Below are 19,022 nucleotides of genomic sequence, written 5' to 3' on the forward strand. Positions count from 1 at the left end.
TATTATTCCATAAAGTATAAAACTCCAAAACTAACCAATTATTTTATGTAACTGGCTTATAATCTTTATTATCAATTACCATTTTAGCAATTATTTCTCTAAGTATCTCGGACGTTCCACCACCTATTGGCCCAAGACGACTATCTCTGGCCATGCGTGCTAATGGATATTCTTCCATATAACCATAACCTCCTAAAAACTGAAGGCATTGATAGATAACGTCGTCTGCCATTTTTGTAGATTGCAATTTAGACATCGTGGCCTCTTTAACCACATAATCTCCCATATCTAAACGTTTTGCAACATAATAGTTGAACTGCTTACAAATTTCCATTTGCGTTTCGCAATCTGCATAGGTATGTCTTAAAGCCTGAAACTTGTCGATGGTTCTTCCAAAAGCTGTACGCTCCGACATATATTGTTTTGCATATTCTAAAGCATATTCTGCTCTTGCATGCGCATTTATTCCCATAATGAGTCGCTCTAATGCGAAGTGCTGCATAATGTAAGGAAAACCTTCATTTTCTTCTCCCATTAAATTTTCTACTGGAATGATTACATTATCAAATGCAATTTCTCCCGTATCTGAAGCTCGCCAACCCAACTTATCTAGTTTTGTTGCCGATACTCCAGGTGTATCTCTGTCTATCACAAAAATGCTTATGCCTTTATTACCTAATTCTGGTTTAGTTTTAGCGGCCACAATTAAATAGTCACTGTAAACACCGTTAGTAATAAATGTCTTTGAACCATTAATTACATAAGTATTATCCTTTTTAACTGCTGTAGTGCCCATACCCGCAACATCACTACCACCAAAAGGCTCAGTAATACATAAACAACCAATTTTGTCGCCTAAAGCACTTGGCGTTAAATATTTTTCTTTTTGCTCATGATTACCTTCTTTATTAAGATGTGTCATAGCTAAATAAGCATGCGCCCAAATGGCAGCAGAAAAACCACCTGAATTAATGCGCTGCATCTCTTCTAGTAGAATAACAGTATAAAATAAGTCTAAATCTAATCCACCGTAAGCTTCAGGAGTTGCAAGACCAAAGTAACCCATGTCTCCAAACTTCTTCCAGATGAAACGTTCTATATGACCAGTTTCTTCCCATTTTTCAATATGAGGAACGACCTCTTTATGAAGAAAATCTCTAATACTTTCTCTAAACAAATCATGTTCTTCCGTGAAATATAATTTTGACATTTTTTAGCAATTTTATTACAGAAACAAATATAATCTAATAATCTGTAATTTTTTTACTGGAAAATGTTCAACTTTTGTTAAATCCTCAATTCTAGAGAATCCTTCTCTCAATGTCCTTTCCTCTATTATGCTGTTTGCTATTTCGTAATCTATATGCGGGATGGTAACTAGCTCATCTCTAGTCGCTGTATTTAAATTAAAGGTCTTAATTTCCCGAGGTGTTTTTACAGCAAACTGCTCTTTAATTCGGTCTATAACTTCTGGTGATAATCCCCAAATTTGAGTGAGTTCTACTTCAGATACAAAACCGCCTTGTCGTTCTCTGTACTTTATAATATTAGCTGATAGCTTTTCTCCTACACCGTAAACCTTTTGAAGTTGGCTTGCACTTGCGACATTCAAATCTAATTTTTGGGCAAAAGTTTTTGGAGTATTTAAGTTTGAATATGAGCTGCTATAAACTTTATGTTTTGAGTTGGTTAACCATTCAGGGAACTTGAAGTATGGAGATATTTTAAAAAGTAAAGAATCTGAAACTTTTGTGACCTCCTGAAACTGCTTTGCTGAGTTTATCCATTGGTCTTTAGCTCTGAATCTAAACAGTCGGTCAATTTCTTCATTAGACATTCCTAAAGTATACCCCTTATAGTCTGTTATAAAATTTGGATTAAAAGGATAAATCTTAGGTTTCTTTTCTTCAAGAGCAACCTTACGTAAAGAATCAACTTCAGCTCTATATATTTCAAATTCAGCCTCACTAGGCGTGTTGATTTCATCAGAAGAAAAGTCGAAAAAGAAATAAATGCACTGCGCAATTACAATGAGAATAACCAATAAAAAAATCCCACTCCGTTTTTGTTTAGAAAACTTTAAGTGGGATTTCATATCAATTATGATTTTTTAAGCTTTTCCTGCCTTTATAGCATCCATATATTTTTTCAATTCCTCTTTTACTTTCGGTGCTAAAAGTATTAAACCAACCATGTTTGGAACCATCATAGCAAATACCATGGCATCGGAGAATCCAATGACTGAACCCAGACTTGCCGCTGCACCAATCACTACGAAAATACAGAAGATTACTTTATAAGTATATTCGGTTTTTTTTGATCTTCCAAAGAGATACGACCATCCTTGAAAACCATAGTAAGACCATGAAATCATTGAGCTAAATGCAAATAATACTACTGCAACAGTTAATACATAAGGGAACCATGAGATTGAAGATTCAAATGCACTAGACGTTAATAAAATAGCTTGTGCATCATTAGCTGGTGGATTTAAAGGGTCGACAAATCCTGTAATGATTAACACTAAAGCTGTCATTGTACAAACAACAACTGTATCTATAAACGGTTCTAAAAGAGCAACCATACCTTCACTTGCAGCATACTTTGTTTTTACTGCGGAGTGTGCAATAGAAGCTGAACCAATACCTGCTTCGTTAGAAAAAGCTGCACGTCTAAATCCTTGAATCAAAACACCAACTGCGCCACCAGCAATCCCTTCTGGACTAAATGCGCCGTTCCAAATCGCAGAAAATGCACTTCCAATCATATTGTACTTTGCGAAAATAACAAAGAGTGAGGCTGCCACATAAATGGCCACCATAAATGGTACAATTTTATCAGTAACCTTGGCAATTGATTTTATTCCTCCAATAATTACAATACCAACCAGTATTGCCATTACAAGTCCAAATGCCCATCCGTATCCATTTAAGAATGATTGTTCTCCACCAGTTATATTTTCTACAAGTTGAAATGCTTGATTAACTTGAAACATATTTCCACCACCGAAGGAACCTCCTATAACAAAAATAGCAAACAAGACAGCAAGAATTTTACCTAAACCGCCCATACCTTTTGATTTAAGCCCTTTTGTTAGATAATACATTGGACCACCATAAACAGTTCCGTCTGCTTCTATATCTCTATATTTTACACCTAAAGTACATTCTACAAATTTTGAAGCCATTCCTAAGAATCCAGCAATAATCATCCAAAATGTGGCACCGGCGCCACCAATAGAAACGGCAATAGCCACTCCTGCAATATTTCCCAATCCAACCGTAGCAGATAAAGCTGCGGTTAAAGCCTGGAAGTGACTCACTTCACCCTCGTGATTTTCGATTTTTATAGTTTCTATAGCATCACCTCCTGGAGTAGAATCTCCTGCTACTGCTAATTCACCTTCAGATTTGTCTAAATCATCATACTTACCTCTTACAATATTTATTGAAGTAAAAAAACCCTTGAAATTTATAAAATTGAAATAAATTGTAAAGTATACCGCTCCTAAGATTAATGGAAATAAAACCCAATAAACACTTACTGTATCAGAAAACGGTATTTGATAAAATATAGCTTCAACAAACCAACCAGTAGCTGCTCCAAATTTTTCATCAATTATTTGGTCAATGCCTCTTTCGGCATCTTGTGCAAAATTTAATAATGGTAATAAAAGTGCAAAAATGCAAAGAAGAGATTTCTTCATAAGTATAGTGTTAGTTAGTATTTTTTTTAAGTAGCCGACAAGATGCTAAAAAAAATTGAAATTTTAAAGCTATAGACGTTAAAATGGAATTAAAGACTACCCAATATTGAATTCAGAATTTAGTTTTTGTATCTGTTCTGGACGCCCTAATACCACAATTTTTGACCCTGAGATTAGTTTTGTATCAGCCTCAGGATTAACTGTGTAATCACCTTTTCCATCTTTAAAACCAATAACGGTACAACCTGTTTTTTTTCGTAAATCTAATTCTCTAATGGTTTTGGTTGTTGATGCATCATATAATTGCTCAACTTTTACTTCTTCAATATTAATATTACGCTCTCCTACGATACCTAGATTGTCAATAAATTCTATTAAATCTGGAATTACAACTAATGAGGCCATGTGGTCTCCTCCAATTCTATCTGGTAAAATTACATTATTTGCTCCTGCCAATTTTAACTTATTGTATGATGTTTCTTGTGAAGCGCGGCTAATTATTTTCAATTCTGAATTGAGCTGTCTAGCCGATAAGACGACAAAAAGATTATCTGCATCTTCTGGTAAAGCGGATATCAAAGTTTTAGCACGTTTTACACCTGCCTCTAGTAATGTATCATCTTCATTGGCATTGCCGTGAACAAAGGACAAATCATCTTCTTGAAATCGCTCGATAATTTCTTTATCACGTTCAATAATTACAAAAGGCTTATTGTAAGCCTGAAGTTTCTTTGCGGCTTGTTTACCATTTCGTCCGTAACCACATATAATAATATGGTCAGACATATTTTCAATCCTCTTCTGCATCTTACGTTGTTTTATATCTTCAAAATTATTTTTACTTAATATGTATTCTGTTATTATAGAAATGGCATAACCCACAATAACTACACTAGCTAGAATTAAAAAAATTGTAAATATTTTAGATTGTGTATCCAATGGATTAACCTCTGCAAATCCAACTGTAGTAATGGTTATTACCGTCATGTAAATGGCATCGACCAAAGCATATCCCGATATAAATATGTAACCCAATACTCCAATAAACATAAGTATTACAAGCATAATCAATGCCGTATATATTTTGGATCTAAATAATTTTAATAGTGGATTTCCCATAAACTATAAGTCGAAAACTGAGCTCCTTTTTGTGTATATAATGTCTTTTATTCGCATCCAAAATGCTAGAAACAAATAGACGGCAAAACCAAATCCTAATGTTACAAAAGTGAGATACATAAAGGACGTACGTACAATCTTGGCACGAATACCTAAACGATCTGCTATACGTTGGCACACATAGTAACCTCGCTTCTGAAAGTATAATAAAAGCTTATAAAAAAGATTCATACCGCAAGTTATCTATTTTTTGAGATTAATTGACTCCCAATTGCACATTGTAAGCATTTATTTTTATCACAATATTCTGTTTTTAGTTGAATTAAGCTTTGAGAGGTCATTGCTGTTTTAGAAACTTGTCTCAAACTCAAAAACTTATCAACTATACTATTCTTTTCAACAGAGATTGACTTTATTAAACTGAATAAAACATCATCATCTCGATTACCTATAGATTTTGAATGACTAAACTTAATGGGTAAAATTGTATTAATCAAAAGTAAATCAATAAATGATTTACTTAATGATTTTTTTAGCTTTTTAGAAGATTTTGAAAACGTATAATGCGACTCCCAAAACTCTGAAGTATCAACATTTAGCAACTCATAATAATCTTCTTTGGTTTTAAGCGTCATTAGCTTTGAAAACAAATTTTGCTCCGTAGAATACAGCTTAGCAAATTGTGACAAACGTATTGTTGGAAAATTTAGCGGTCTCAATCTAAAGAATTGCAAAGGTATCACTCCGAGATTATCTAATTGAAATTTTTGTTTTAGATATTGATACCGTTTTTGTGAATCTATATAATATAGTTCTTGAATCTCTTCTTCTAATAAACCGGCTTGCCCAAAAAATAAAGCCTCTAAATCTAGAACATCGTGACGTATTTTTCTAACAACAGAAAAATCAATCGAATTAGCTAGACTTAAGAAGGCTTCTCCATTGACCTTGAGTCCAAAGTTTTTGCAAAGCATTTTAAAAAGCACAGCTTCCCAATCGTTTTTAGATATTTTAAGTAGCTGATGTAATTCTTTAGATTTTCGTTCTAAGCGTTCTATATAGAGTCGCTCTAACCAATTCTGAAATTTAAACTCATCAACCGAGTTAAAATCGGTTTCACAATTAATCCATGCCTGAGATTGCATGAGTGTTGTATAATTATGAAGTAAATCTTTATCTACATAATTCTTTAACTCTAAAGTTGGAATTGCGGTGTTATCTTTTCTGAATATTTCAGTATCGTGCTCCCAAACTACATGAAGAATCACATTATCATAAGCCTTATCTGTTTCATGATTATGGACGTACCAATCTGAAGACTTAACATGTATCTCTACATTACCAGCCCATTTCTGATTTGCGATAATCAATTGTGCATTAAAAAAATCTGGACCCGCATTTAAGTTATGCTGACCAAGATAAATTAACTTTAAAGGCTCACCATTAACGGTTAGCAGGTCAGTTATTGTAAACCGTTTGTATTTCCATATAAAATGAAGAAAATCTTCTTGCATACTCTAAAATAAAAAATCCTGAGCAATACTCAGGATTTAATTTTAAACTATACGTTTTACAACGCACTTATAATATCGTGCTTTGTAATGATGTGGTGTTTTCCGTTTCCTAAATCTACCAGGACTGCATTATTATCTTTATTAATGAGCTTTGATAGGTCTTCTATCTTAGTATTTTTATTAACTACAGGATAAGGAGCACCCATAACCTCTTTTATTGGTAAATCTGAAATATTTTTATCCTCAACATAACGTCTAAATACATCTGTTTCGTCAACTGCGCCAACAAAACCTGAGATGTCTTCTACTGGAATTTGAGAGATTTTATATTTTTTCATACGCTCTATGGCATGTGAAACTAGTTCCTCTGTTTTTACGGTAACCAAAGGCTTATCTACATGATCTTTAATCAGGTCTGCTGCAACTGTGATTTCATCTTCTATAAAACCACGCTCACGCATCCAATCGTCATTGAACATTTTACCAACATAACGGCTACCGTGATCATGGTATAGTACTACTACAACATCATCAGGACCAAAGTGCTCTTTTAATTGTAACACGCCTTTAATAGCTGCTCCAGCAGAGTTTCCTAAAAACATCCCTTCTTCTTTAGCTAATTTTTGGGTGTATACCGCAGCATCTTTATCAGTTACTTTTGTAAAACCGTCAATAACATCAAAATTTACATTTGCTGGTAAGATATCTTCACCAATACCTTCTGTGATGTATGAGTAGATTTCGTTTTCGTCAAAAATTCCTGTTTCATGATACTTCTTAAATACAGAACCGTAAGTATCTACTCCCCAAACTTTAATATTAGGATTTTTCATTTTTAGATAACTCCCAACACCAGAAATTGTTCCTCCTGTACCAACACCAACAACAAAATGAGTCACTTTTCCATCAGTTTGTTCCCAAATTTCTGGACCTGTAGATAGAAAATGTGCTTTACAGTTACTTGGATTATCATATTGATTTACATACCATGAATTTGGCGTTTCTTCTGCCAAGCGTTTAGAAACAGAATAATAACTGCGTGGGTCTGTTGGCTCCACATCTGTAGGACAAACAACAACCTCAGCACCAACGGCTCTTAGGATATCCATCTTCTCTTTAGACTGCTTGTCGCTTAATACAAATACGCATTTGTAACCTTTGATAATAGCAGCTAAGGCTAATCCCATTCCTGTATTACCAGAAGTTCCTTCAATGATGGTTCCACCAGGTTTTAATCTCCCATCTGCTTCTGCATCTTCAATCATCTGAAGGGCCATTCTATCTTTTACTGAGTTACCTGGGTTAAAAGTTTCGTATTTAGCCAAAACTAAACATGGTAATTCTTCCACCAACTTGTTCATTTTTACCATTGGTGTGTTACCAATAGTTCCTAATATATTTTCTGCGTAGTCCATAATCTTATTTTGCGGTGCAAAGGTACGCTAAAAGTTAAAAAGCAAAAGTTAAATGAATATTATGTTTTAATCGAAACGAATAGCTTTAACTGGCGATATTTTGGAAATGATTACTGATGGAATTAGTAGCATTAATAGACAAACCACAAAAGTTCCAAAATTGAGTAATAAAATGTAGTCTAAGCTAACATATACTGGAGCTTCACTGACATAATACGTATCTGGATTAAGCGGAAATAATTTAAAATATTTTTGAGCAAATAATAATCCTAAGCCAATAACATTACCCCATAACAATCCTAAACCAATGAGATAAGAGGCATTGTATAAAAACACTTTACGCACTGACCAATTGGCTGTTCCTAATGCTTTTAATATTCCTATCATTTGCGTACGCTCAAGGATAAGTACCAATAAGGCAGTAATCATGTTAATGCCCGCTACTAATATCATTATGGCAATGATACCGTAAGTATTGTTATCAAAAATTTTTATCCATTCAAAAATTGAACTGTACTTTTTGGTAATTGTTGTAGATTTCATCAACGATGGAATCTCTCTGTAGACCAACTCGCCAGTTTCTTCAATTTTGGAAAAATCTTCAATAAAAATCTCGAAAGCCCCAACTTGGTCTTCATCCCATTTATTGATGCGCTGTACATGCCTAATATCAGCGATACAGAATTTTTCATCTAACTCTTGAAATCCTGAATTGTAAATCCCAACGATTTTAAAGTTGATAATACGCGGCGGACGTTCTAAGTTTTCGCCAAACAAGGTTTGGAACGTATCATCAATTTTGAATCCCAAACGATTTGCTAAGTATCTTGAAACTAGAATTTCATTATTTAATTTTTGAGTAAAATCTGGCAAACGCCCATCGATTAAAAACTCTTCAAAATAGTTCCAATTATAGTCTCTTCCAACGCCTTTAATAACTACACCTTCAAAATCTGTTTCAGTTCTTATAACCGTAAATTTATTTGCGGTTCCTTGGATATGAGTTATTCCTTTAACCGATTTAAATTCAGGATAAAACTCTTGATTTAAAGATATAGGTACTTGAGATTCGTCGGAAGAATTACTGTCGTAATTATCAATAATTATGTGCCCGTTGAAGGCCACCACTTTGTCTCTAATTTTTTGTTGTAAACCTAATCCCGTAGCTATGGCAATAAGCATTACCACAATACCAATGGCAATAGCGGCAATTCCAATTTTAATTATTGGTGCCGAAACACTACTTTTATACGTTTTACTACCAATTATACGTTTGGCTATAAACAACTCGAAATTCAAAATCTGCTATGGGCTTTAAGATGTTCAAAAATACAGTTTTATTTAAGATAACTATTGGGATTCTTTTGATAGTTGCTGGTTGCGGAAATGGAAAGAAGATAGAAGCTGGTAGTATTGAGAAGGAAGCTAAAAGCGAAAAGACTGAAATTATAGTTGGCGCCAACCAAACCGAACTCTACTTACCAATCTTAAAAGGAAAGCGTGTTGGTGTTGTGGCAAATCAGACTTCAGTGATATTTCATGATGAAGTTGAATTATCCATGAATGTTAAATCAAGCACTTTAAATATTCACGACGATATAAAAGCAAAGGTAATTCCGAATACTCATTTAGTCGATTCGCTGCTGAATTCAAACATAAACATCACCAAAGTATTCTCACCAGAACACGGTTTTAGAGGAAAAGCGGATGCGGGCGAACATGTAGAAGATGGCATGGATAAAAAAACAGGGTTGCCTATTTTTTCGCTTCATGGGAAAAATAAAAAACCTACAGCAGAACAGTTGAAGGATTTAGATATTGTAGTTTTTGATATTCAAGATGTTGGCGTACGGTTCTATACATATATCTCCACATTGCATTATGTCATGGAAGCCTGCGCTGAGCAGAACATTCCTGTTCTAGTTTTAGACCGCCCAAATCCTAATGGCTCATATATTGATGGTCCAACTTTAGAAAAAGAATACAGTAGCTTTTTAGGCATGCACACCATTCCATTAGTACATGGTATGACTATAGGAGAATATGCGCAAATGATTAATGGTGAAGGTTGGTTGAAAAATAAAATTAAAGCTAGTCTAACTGTGATTCCTGTCAAAAATTACAACACTCAAATGAGCTATAGTTTACCTATTAGACCTTCTCCAAATTTACCAAATGACCAATCGATAAAATTATACCCAAGCCTTGGTTTATTTGAAGGCACTAACATTAACGCTGGTCGCGGCACGGAATTTCAGTTTCAACGTTATGGTGCTCCGTTTTTAGATAGAAATCATTATCAACTCAACTATAAACCAGAACCTAATTTTGGCTCTAAATACCCTAAGCATAAAGGTGAGGTTTGTTATGGCGAAGATTTATCAAATGTGCAAATTGAAAGAGGATTCACGCTTAAATATGTTATTGATGCTTACAATAGCTCTATAGATAAAACTAAGTTTTTTAATACTGATAATTTTACCAAGCATGCAGGCACAGCTAAATTACAACAACAAATAGAAGCTGGTTTATCAGAAAACGAAATAAGACAAACCTGGAAAAAAGATTTGGAAGATTTTGATAAAATGCGACAACCGTATTTAATCTACAGCAGATAAGGTTTTCACAATTGGTTTTGGAAACTCCTTTTCTACTTCAACCACAAATACAATCTTTAAAGGAGATTGAATCGCGACTAAGACATTACGGCCTTTTTTTAGCTTATTAAGCGGTAGCTTATAAGAGTTACTATCTACTCTAACTTTAATATCCTCATCATTAGAGTTATTAGCCGTGTATAGATAATTGATTTTCTTATCGCTTCTGAGTACCAGTGTATCCTTACTCTTATTAAAGTCATGATACAATCCAGCTGCTTGGATGTTTTTATTCTTGTAAATGGTGGCTTTACCTTTTTGAGCAAAAGATATATTAGCAAATCCTAAGCACAGGATTGCTATGATAATGTGGGGGAATATTTTCATTTGGACCATTAAGTTAAACGTTACGTCTAAGCTCAACAGAATTAATTAATCATGCTCAATATACGTGTAGGAGTAAAAATTAGATGTTTTTTTCGTTAAAATGACTAATTACTTCGATTATAAAATTGACAGAAAAATACGTCAATAGCACCAAATCAATACATCTAACTGAAAATCAATAATCTAAATTAAAAATCTATCAAACTTCAGAATCTGCAGATAAGGTTGGCTTTTCGTAAGGTTGAAAAGGTTGCTTTAGCAATTGAGAAATATTTGTATTTTTTGCTTCATCAGGAAAAACATCTACGCCGTAAACCAGCTTTTCTCTTTCCATATACATATATGTTCCAAATAAGCGGTCCCAAACCGAAAATATATTCCCATAATTAGAATCTGTATAAGGCAACCTATAGTGGTGATGAATTTTATGCATATCTGGCGATATCAAAACATAGCTTATAGCTTTATCTACAGTCTTTGGCAATTTAATATTTGCATGTGTAAACTGAGTAAATAAAAGAGACATAGCCTGATATAACATGACTATAGCTATTGGCGTACCAACTACAAAAACGCCAAATAATGTAAAGGTAAATCGAATAACACTTTCTATTGGGTGATGTCTATTAGCCGTAGTTGTATCTACTTTATGGTCTGTATGATGTACCAAATGCACCATCCATAAGGGCTTGACCTTGTGCTCTACAAAATGTGCTAAATATGCTCCAAAAAAATCGAGTAAGAGTACACCAAGGAGCACATATAACCATAATGGCATTTCTGGCAGCCAATTAATAACTCCAAAATCGTTTGCTTTTACCCAATCCGCAGACCATAGTAGTAAAAAAGCTAAGCCAAAATTAATAACGATAGTCGTTAGTGTAAAAAAGAAGTTTGGTATGGCATGTTTCCACTTTTTATAATCAAATCTAAATAATGGTACAGCACCTTCTAAAAGCCAAAATAAGGTAATACCTGAAACCAAAAGCAAACTTCTATGCGAAGATGGTATAGTTTCAAAATAATTATAGATTGCTTCCATATTATCTTTCGTATTCTGATGTTTCTATAGTCTCTATAACGCCATTTTCTCTTTCTACGTAAGTTCTTAACTTAAATGTTGTTTCTGTTAGTTCTATAATTTCGGTTACTGCATCGATTTGTTCAAAATCATTAGTTGAAATATCGGTACCATCTATAATTAACTCCGAAGTTAATCGATTTGCAGTGTAAAAATCACCATTTACAACATAAGTTCCTGTGTATTTGTAGACATCTACTGCTGAGTCATTACAGTCTGCAGAGCCAGAAAAGAAACTTTCGTATGTTCCATCTTGATTAAGTTGTAAACTATTGTATTGTTGGCAAAGTCCAACTCTAAACCATTTCCCGTAGAGTAAGCTTAAATCAAAGCTAGAAGCGTCATCATCGCTAGAGCAGTTAAACAAGGTAAAAACTACTAGTGTCACTAATACAATTCTTTTAATCATCTGTTTATATTTACAATGAGTTGTGTTTGTTTCAAATTTAATAAAGAAATAGAACTCTCAAGTGGTTGAAACTTTTCTTTATCGTTAAGAAGTCTATAAGCCGTGTAATACAAAAAGGTGACTAAAGGTTGGTTGACTTTTTCTATTTGAGATTCTTCTATTTTTTTTAGCCGTCGTAAAACTTTCCGAGAGCGGTTTTTTATCAAATCTTGCTTTAGCTTAGTAAGCTCTACACGCTGAAGTAAAGTATTCTTATCAGACGCTTCTTCTGCCATTAAAAATGCTTCAGATTCAGCAAAATAAATATCTGAAAGTTTTAAAATTTCCGAACGTACGTTTTCGTTAACCAAAAGACTAAAATCTACATATTTTGAAGCCAAATAAAAAGAGGTATAGAAATCTTTCTTAAGCTTATAATTCATCAACTCTTGTTTGATGTAAGAAGTTTCAAAACCATACTTAGCAATAAACTTATCTAAATTCAATAGTTCGGTGTATGCACCTGATGTCCCTAAAATATTTCCGTTAACATCCAGAATTTTTAGTGTATCATCATTAAACTTATCTATGTAACTCTGAGGTCTTTTACCTTCTATCTCGTAAAACAAATCTGCATAAGACTCATCTCCTACAACTACAGGAACAAAATATTGCCAAAGCAACTCATTGAGCTGAGGCGTTTCAAAAAGGTTATCGATTACGACATTTCTCCCTCTTTCATCTTTAAGCAAAACAGGCAAAGGGTATTTCGTAGCACCTTCCCAAACCATGAGTATCATTTTGTCTTGACTACGCGCCTGAATTTTTGCAATAGGCAAAGACTCAACCCAAGGAATTGTTTCTTGTGCATACCCATTTAGAAAAACCAAAAAAAGACACAGCATAAGACTTATTTTCTTCATAACTTTTATTTTATTCGCGCTTTCATAGCCTCAACAATATTATAAGCTGCAGGACAAATAGCCACGTTCTTTAAAGTAAGATTAGATATTTGCTGAAACTTTTTTCTATCTGTATGCGGGAATTCTCTACAAGCTTTTGGCCGAACTTCATAAATAGAACAGTAATTATCTGCTCCTAAAAATGTGCATGGAACAGATTGCAACACATAATCATTTTCTTCGTCTAACCTCAAAAATTGTTCCGTAAACTGATGCGGCTTCATTTTAAAATGCTTTGCAATTCTAGTAATATCCTTATCAGTAAATAAAGGTCCTGTAGTTTTACAGCAATTAGCGCACTCTAGACAGTCTGTTTTTTTAAACTCCGCTTCATGCAATTCCTGCATGATGTAATCTAACTGCTTTGGTGGTTTCTTCTTTAGCTTGGTGAAAAACGTCTTGTTTTCCTTATGCTTATCTTTGGCTAGTTTTGAAAGATTATTGATTTGGTCTTGCATACAGTAAATATAATGAGAATGAGATGCTGAATCAAGCACCTGGCAACAAAAAAACATGGAAAAAGACATCTTTGGAAAAGCATTATTAGATCATCAATCGGGAAATTATTCTGAAGACATTATCACTTGGACCAATATCTCCGATAAAGACGAATTACCACTACCCTATTTATTTAGAGATTATTCTGAAATGCCTAAGTTGGAACAAAAGGCACTACAGCTCACTAAAGGAAAAGTGCTCGATGTTGGTTGTGGTTCTGGTAGTCATACTTTGTATTTACAAGATAAAGGATTTAAAGTGAAAGGTATTGACAGCTCAAAGGGTGCTATTGAAGTGGCTAAGCAAAGAGGTGTTTTAAATGCTGAATGTGTCTCGCTTTTAGATTATTCTAAAGAACAATTCGACACGATATTACTTTTAATGAATGGTACAGGTATCTTTCAAGAAGTGCAACAAGTAGCATCATATTTGAAGCATTTAAAATCGCTTTTAAAACCAAACGGGCAAATACTCATCGACTCGTCTGATATAAAATACATGTACGAAGACGAGGATGGCGGTACGTGGATAGATTTAAGTGGCCGTTATTATGGCGAATTGGATTATTACCTCAGCTATAAAGGTGAAGAAGAGACACCTATGAAGTGGCTTTATCTGGATTTTGAAATGCTAAAAACAGCTTGCCAAACTGTTGGATTCCATTGCGAAAAAGTAATTGACGGTAAACATTTTGATTATTTGGCGAGGATATATTAAAGTATAAAGTAATTAGTTGTAATTCACTAACACTTTACACTTATTACTATATACTCTAAAATAATCTACTGTTTCTCACCTGCTACATAAGTCCCAACAACTTTAGTTTCAGGAATAGCCTTTGTTTCAACTGACATGATATCTTTATCAAGAATAATAAAATCGGCAAATTTCCCAACTTCGATGCTCCCTTTTTCGTTTTCTTCAAAATTTGAGTAGGCTGCCCAAATGGTCATTCCACGTAAAGCTTCTTCTCTGCTTAACGCATTTTCCATTTGAAAACCACCTTCAGGATATTGCTCTAAATCTTGTCTCGCCACGGCAGCATAAAACGTTAGCATTGGGTTGACACGCTCCACAGGAAAGTCTGTACCTAAAGCAACTTTTCCATATTGTTTTAGTAAATCTTTAAAAGCGTAAGCACCTTTCATACGTTTTTCTCCTATTCTATCTTCTGCCCAATACATATCGCTCGTTGCATGTGTTGGCTGTACTGAAGGAATAATATCATTAAACTTTGGGAAATCTTCTTGAGAAACCACTTGTGCGTGTTCTATTTTCCAACGACGATTTGGCTTTCCTTTTAAAACGGCTTTGTAAGTATCTAAAACGGCATGGTTTGCAGAATCACCAATGGCATGTGTATTCATTTGGTATTCGGAATTTGCAATGCGTTGCGCCGTTTCTCTCAAGGTTTTAATATCGTTAACCAACAATCCAAAATGTCCTGGTTTATCACTATATGGGTCACGCATCATAGCACCACGAGAACCCAAAGCACCATCGGCATAAAATTTAAACGAACGCACATTTAAATAATCGGTTTTTACAATGCCTTTATTGATGTAATAATCTAAATTTTTAGGTGTTGCCGACGCCATAGCATAAACACGCATTTTTAAGTCGCCGGCTTGTTGCAAACTGTCTATAAGTTCAATCGCTTCAATGCTTAAACCAGCATCATTTACTGTTGTTAAACCCAAATCAAAACACACGTCTTGCGCATCCAATAAGGCTTGTATCGCTTCTTCTTTTGTAGAAACTGGCCAATGATTCATCACTAGAGATTCTGCATTATCTATAAGCACACCTGTTACTTTTCCGTTTTCTAAAACCACCTCACCACCATCAATCTTACTTTCCACAGTGACGTTTCCTAAATCTAAAGCTGCTTGGTTTGCTAAAATGGCATGACCATCGACACGCGTTAAGGCAATTGGCGTATCTGGAAATAGTTCGTCTAACTTTGCCTTATTTGGAAAACTTTTGTCTTCCCAATCGTTTTGGTCCCAACCACGACCCATAATGTAATCTGCATTTTTTTCTTTTTGAAAATCAACCACGCGCTGCACAACCTCATCGTAGCTCTTGGTGCCCATTAGGTCAACTTGCTGTAAACCAATACCCAAGTTTAGAAAGTGACAATGCGCATCAATTAATCCTGGCGTTACGGTTTGTCCATTAGCATCAACTGTACTTTCTGACTGGTATTTAGAAGTTATCTCTTCAGAAGTACCAACAGCTACAAACTTCCCATCTTTAATAGCAAATGCTTCCGCTTTATTAAAGGCGTCATCAACCGTATAGATATTGGCGTTTGTGATAATTAAATCTGCTTGCTGTTTTTGGTCTTCGCAAGAGAAAATTAATGCGATAGCTAAGAATAGGATTAGTTTTTTCATGAAATTTTAGGTTCAATGCACTTCGACTGCGCTCAGTGTGACATTTGTTTATTATGTAAAAATAAGAAAAGCGTCTTGGATAAAGACGCTTTTGAATTTTTCTAACTCAATTTTATAAAGATGTTAGAATATCTTCTTATAAGACTCATCTTGCATAAAGAATCAAATGATTATCATTGTTTATTAAAAAACAATCTTTCAGCTTTGTCAATAATCATCAACGACAAATTGGTGTCAGTTATATTTAGAATTTCTAAACAAGTGACACGCGAATCTTCTGAATCAATCCACTGCAAGAAAAAGCTATTTGATGAATTATAATTAGAGCAATTACTATTGACTATTGAATAATTATATTCAGCTATCATTTGATTTTCATCGTATTCTTTACAAATACCATTTGATAAAAATTCTAATTTATAATAATCGTCCTTATCATCAATCCATATTCCAATTATTTGGCTTGAGTAAATATTGATTTGTTGCTGATTGTCAACAACTTGTTGAGCTTTACAACTGTAAGTAACAGAAATAATAAGTATAACAATTAAAAATCTTAGCTGTAGTTCAGAAAAAAAATGAGTGAAAAATGCCAACTTTAAACCTATTAAAACCCTACTTTCCAGACTTTATCTGAAGCTTCTAAATACTCAGATAATGCCGCTGAGCCATACCAAGGAAACATATCGTAGTCTAAAAACTTAGCTTTTATTGCTGGGTCGGTTGCCAAAAGTGCTTTTGCCTTTTCCATGTCTGTCTCGTTAAGGATAAAAATACCACGGTAATTTTTGTCATTGTCACCGATAGGACCAGCAACGATGAGCTTACCATCTTCAACCATTTTGTCCATATTAGTCATATGGCCATTAAAGGCTTTAGCAACTTCTGCTTTATCGGTAGATGTGTTTGTCCCTGTTTTAAGAATTACAAATATGTAGGACTTCATTCCGTAGTCGTCGGCACCTACTTTTTTTGCCAATTCTGCATCATATTTTGGATTTGTATTTTGAGCGTTTAAATGAAATGTGAATAGGCTGATAGCTATTAGAAAGATTGTATTTTTCATAATGATTGATTTTAAGTCTTCCAAATATACATAAAAGACTCTTCTACTGCGCTCAGAGTAACAACGAAAACATTATTGAGATTCTAAAACGACACTTCGACTTTGCTCAGTGCATCTGTTCAGCACAACAACCTATGATTGTCAAAAGTCAAACTGATAAGTCGCACCGGCTAAAAACTGAATCCCTTGAACTGGGAAGTTTTGCCAACGCTGATAATCTTGATTTGCTATATTATTTACTTTCCCATAAACCGAAAGGTAATCGGTTATTTTATAGCCCACATGCGCATTGGCATCAAAAAAGCTATCTAAAGTTACTGGCGTTCTAAGAGGTGGACCTAAAGTTCCGACTAAAGCAGATTCTTCTTTACGTTCTCCTGTAAAGAACACACTTCCACCCATAAACCAATGTCTAGATATCTGATAGTCTAAAAATACAGAACCTGTGACGTTTGGTAAATTCCAAGCCTCTGCTTCTGCGCTAGTATTGTAATTAAAATATTCGCCCTTAATTGCTAATTTGAAGTTACGGTTGACATCAATATTTAACTCGCCTCCGACAGAAAAGGTTTTAACGTTATCATAAACCACACCTACAGAATTACCAAATTGATAATCTTCAGTAGCAAAGCTTTGTGCATCGTTAGTTTTGAGCAGTGCTTTGTTTTCCTCAGCAAAGTAGTTTCCGTTGATGTTATAGCTCACGTTATTAGAGAGCTTTCCTTTTAAGCCAATAAAACCATGATATTGCTGGTCTGTTGGTGTTACCAATAGTGTTGGAGACACAAATGGACTTTGATTAACAAAATCGTAATACGAATTCTGAATTAAATCTCCAGTAACTCCCGCATAACCTATTAAAATATCGTTTACCAATCTGTACGACGCTACGATATTAGGGTATAAAAACAGTTTGTTCTCATTAAACTCGGTATCGTTTAAATAGGTTAATCGAATACCTAAATCTACCGTTAAGTCATCTTCTTTTAATTGATACGTTGGTGATAAACTAAAGTTTACATTTCCGTAGTTGAGTTCTGCTATAGTATTGTAATTTCTATCAAAACTTCCGCTTAAATAATCTACTCGCAACTCCGTTTCAATAATCTCATCTCTAATTGGTACATCGAAAGCAGCTTTAGCCATAAAACGATTTTCGCCAGAATCTCTATTGTCACCAAAACGTCTAAAGCGTACACTTCCGTTTTTGATAATAGCATTATCGAAATTTAGCTTTCCACCAACATAAAAACTATTATATCTTATTTTTGGGTCAATGGTATTCGCTTCAGTTTGTCCAAAAAACTGCTGAGGCAATCCGTACCAATTGTAAGCCATAACGTCTGCACCTAAATCTATTTTCCAAGAAAAATCATTCAGTTTTTGAGAATAGTTGACATTAATACCTGTTTTAGAAAAATCGTCATCTAACAACAAACCATCTATGCCACCTTGAGATGAGTGATGACTTAAGTATCCGCCAACATTTTCTCCACTGCTGAGCTCATGATTCAAGTAAACCTCTCCTAAAATTGTGGTGTAAGTTCCAAAACCTAATGAAGCATAGTTATCGTATAACTTAACAGGCTTTGCCTTGTCTACATTAGCAGCCTTACCTTTAGCTGGAGTAAATGTTGATGCAACCGGAATTGAAAAAATATTGTATTTCACTTCCTTTTTAGTAATTGTGTTAGCATCCTCCGTTGATGGCTTATCCTTGATTTTAAATGCATCAGAGATTGTAGGCGTATATGGCTTTATAACATTTACCGTCTGGTCATCAATGGTATCTTTTGTACGTTCTTGTGCAAATACAAAAGTTACAGTTAGCGATAGTATTAGGGTTATATTGAATTTAATTTTCATGTATCTTGATTTGATTTTGATGAT

The 19,022-nt window shown here is 34.3% G+C and carries 19 protein-coding genes; 2 read left to right on the forward strand and 17 right to left on the reverse strand.

Annotated elements, in window-relative coordinates:
• Positions 1-43: 43 nt before the first annotated feature.
• From BUB95_RS01185 to BUB95_RS01220, 8 genes are all read right to left on the reverse strand, one after another.
• Complete coding sequence (locus BUB95_RS01185; protein ID WP_073081902.1) at positions 44-1,210, reverse strand: acyl-CoA dehydrogenase family protein; 1,167 nt, start codon at positions 1,208-1,210, stop codon at positions 44-46.
• 15 nt (positions 1,211-1,225) lie between these two features.
• On the reverse strand, positions 1,226-2,095 hold the full coding sequence (locus tag BUB95_RS01190; RefSeq protein ID WP_073081905.1) for a ComEA family DNA-binding protein: 870 nt from the start codon (positions 2,093-2,095) through the stop codon (positions 1,226-1,228).
• Positions 2,096-2,110: 15 nt separating this feature from the next.
• Positions 2,111-3,706, reverse strand: a complete 1,596-nt coding sequence (locus BUB95_RS01195; RefSeq protein ID WP_073081908.1) for an alanine/glycine:cation symporter family protein — start codon at positions 3,704-3,706, stop codon at positions 2,111-2,113.
• A 96-nt stretch (positions 3,707-3,802) separates the two neighbouring features.
• Positions 3,803-4,825, reverse strand: a complete 1,023-nt coding sequence (locus BUB95_RS01200; RefSeq protein WP_073081911.1) for a potassium channel family protein — start codon at positions 4,823-4,825, stop codon at positions 3,803-3,805.
• A 3-nt stretch (positions 4,826-4,828) separates the two neighbouring features.
• Positions 4,829-5,056 (reverse strand): PspC domain-containing protein, encoded by a 228-nt coding sequence (locus BUB95_RS01205; protein WP_073081914.1) that lies wholly within the window; start codon positions 5,054-5,056, stop codon positions 4,829-4,831.
• A gap of 8 nt (positions 5,057-5,064) precedes the next feature.
• Positions 5,065-6,339, reverse strand: coding sequence for a DUF2851 family protein (locus tag BUB95_RS01210; protein ID WP_073081917.1), 1,275 nt, complete (start codon positions 6,337-6,339; stop codon positions 5,065-5,067).
• A 56-nt stretch (positions 6,340-6,395) separates the two neighbouring features.
• A complete protein-coding gene (locus BUB95_RS01215; protein ID WP_073081919.1) occupies positions 6,396-7,754 on the reverse strand; it encodes a pyridoxal-phosphate dependent enzyme in 1,359 nt (452 codons plus the stop codon).
• 66 nt (positions 7,755-7,820) lie between these two features.
• The gene (locus tag BUB95_RS01220) at positions 7,821-9,053 is read right to left on the reverse strand and encodes an ABC transporter permease (RefSeq protein ID WP_073081922.1); all 1,233 of its coding nucleotides are present in this window, start codon (positions 9,051-9,053) and stop codon (positions 7,821-7,823) included.
• 8 nt (positions 9,054-9,061) lie between these two features.
• On the opposite strand from BUB95_RS01220, the gene BUB95_RS01225 reads away from it, so the two are divergent.
• The gene (locus BUB95_RS01225) at positions 9,062-10,372 is read left to right on the forward strand and encodes an exo-beta-N-acetylmuramidase NamZ family protein (protein WP_073081925.1); all 1,311 of its coding nucleotides are present in this window, start codon (positions 9,062-9,064) and stop codon (positions 10,370-10,372) included.
• On the opposite strand, the gene BUB95_RS01230 is transcribed toward BUB95_RS01225, so the two are convergent.
• From BUB95_RS01230 to BUB95_RS01250, 5 genes are all read right to left on the reverse strand, one after another.
• Positions 10,355-10,738: a hypothetical protein gene (locus BUB95_RS01230; protein WP_143185548.1), complete on the reverse strand. Its 384-nt coding sequence runs from the start codon at positions 10,736-10,738 to the stop codon at positions 10,355-10,357. The genes BUB95_RS01225 and BUB95_RS01230 overlap by 18 nt on opposite strands.
• 199 nt (positions 10,739-10,937) lie before the next feature.
• Entirely contained in the window at positions 10,938-11,780 is an 843-nt protein-coding gene (locus BUB95_RS01235; RefSeq protein ID WP_073081931.1) for a sterol desaturase family protein, read from the reverse strand.
• Between the two features lies 1 nt (position 11,781).
• The gene (locus tag BUB95_RS01240) at positions 11,782-12,228 is read right to left on the reverse strand and encodes a hypothetical protein (RefSeq protein WP_073081933.1); all 447 of its coding nucleotides are present in this window, start codon (positions 12,226-12,228) and stop codon (positions 11,782-11,784) included.
• On the reverse strand, positions 12,225-13,130 hold the full coding sequence (locus BUB95_RS01245; protein WP_073081936.1) for a hypothetical protein: 906 nt from the start codon (positions 13,128-13,130) through the stop codon (positions 12,225-12,227). The genes BUB95_RS01240 and BUB95_RS01245 overlap by 4 nt, the downstream gene beginning before the upstream one ends.
• 5 nt (positions 13,131-13,135) lie before the next feature.
• Positions 13,136-13,627, reverse strand: coding sequence for a YkgJ family cysteine cluster protein (locus BUB95_RS01250; RefSeq protein WP_073081939.1), 492 nt, complete (start codon positions 13,625-13,627; stop codon positions 13,136-13,138).
• Between the two features lie 55 nt (positions 13,628-13,682).
• Here BUB95_RS01250 and BUB95_RS01255 point away from each other — a divergent pair, with 55 nt between their 5' ends.
• Entirely contained in the window at positions 13,683-14,384 is a 702-nt protein-coding gene (locus BUB95_RS01255; RefSeq protein WP_073081942.1) for a class I SAM-dependent methyltransferase, read from the forward strand.
• A gap of 65 nt (positions 14,385-14,449) precedes the next feature.
• Here the strand turns inward: BUB95_RS01255 and BUB95_RS01260 are convergent, their stop codons facing one another.
• The 4 genes from BUB95_RS01260 to BUB95_RS01275 form a co-directional block, all read right to left on the reverse strand.
• Positions 14,450-16,066, reverse strand: coding sequence for an amidohydrolase (locus BUB95_RS01260; RefSeq protein ID WP_073081944.1), 1,617 nt, complete (start codon positions 16,064-16,066; stop codon positions 14,450-14,452).
• 173 nt (positions 16,067-16,239) lie between these two features.
• A complete protein-coding gene (locus tag BUB95_RS01265) occupies positions 16,240-16,662 on the reverse strand; it encodes a hypothetical protein (protein WP_073081947.1) in 423 nt (140 codons plus the stop codon).
• An 11-nt stretch (positions 16,663-16,673) separates the two neighbouring features.
• The gene (locus BUB95_RS01270; RefSeq protein ID WP_073081950.1) at positions 16,674-17,132 is read right to left on the reverse strand and encodes a YciI family protein; all 459 of its coding nucleotides are present in this window, start codon (positions 17,130-17,132) and stop codon (positions 16,674-16,676) included.
• Positions 17,133-17,273: 141 nt separating this feature from the next.
• On the reverse strand, positions 17,274-18,998 hold the full coding sequence (locus BUB95_RS01275; RefSeq protein WP_073081953.1) for a TonB-dependent receptor: 1,725 nt from the start codon (positions 18,996-18,998) through the stop codon (positions 17,274-17,276).
• Positions 18,999-19,022 lie beyond the last annotated feature (24 nt).

This window comes from Winogradskyella jejuensis (assembly GCF_900129745.1).
In the GTDB taxonomy this organism is placed as follows: domain Bacteria; phylum Bacteroidota; class Bacteroidia; order Flavobacteriales; family Flavobacteriaceae; genus Winogradskyella; species Winogradskyella jejuensis.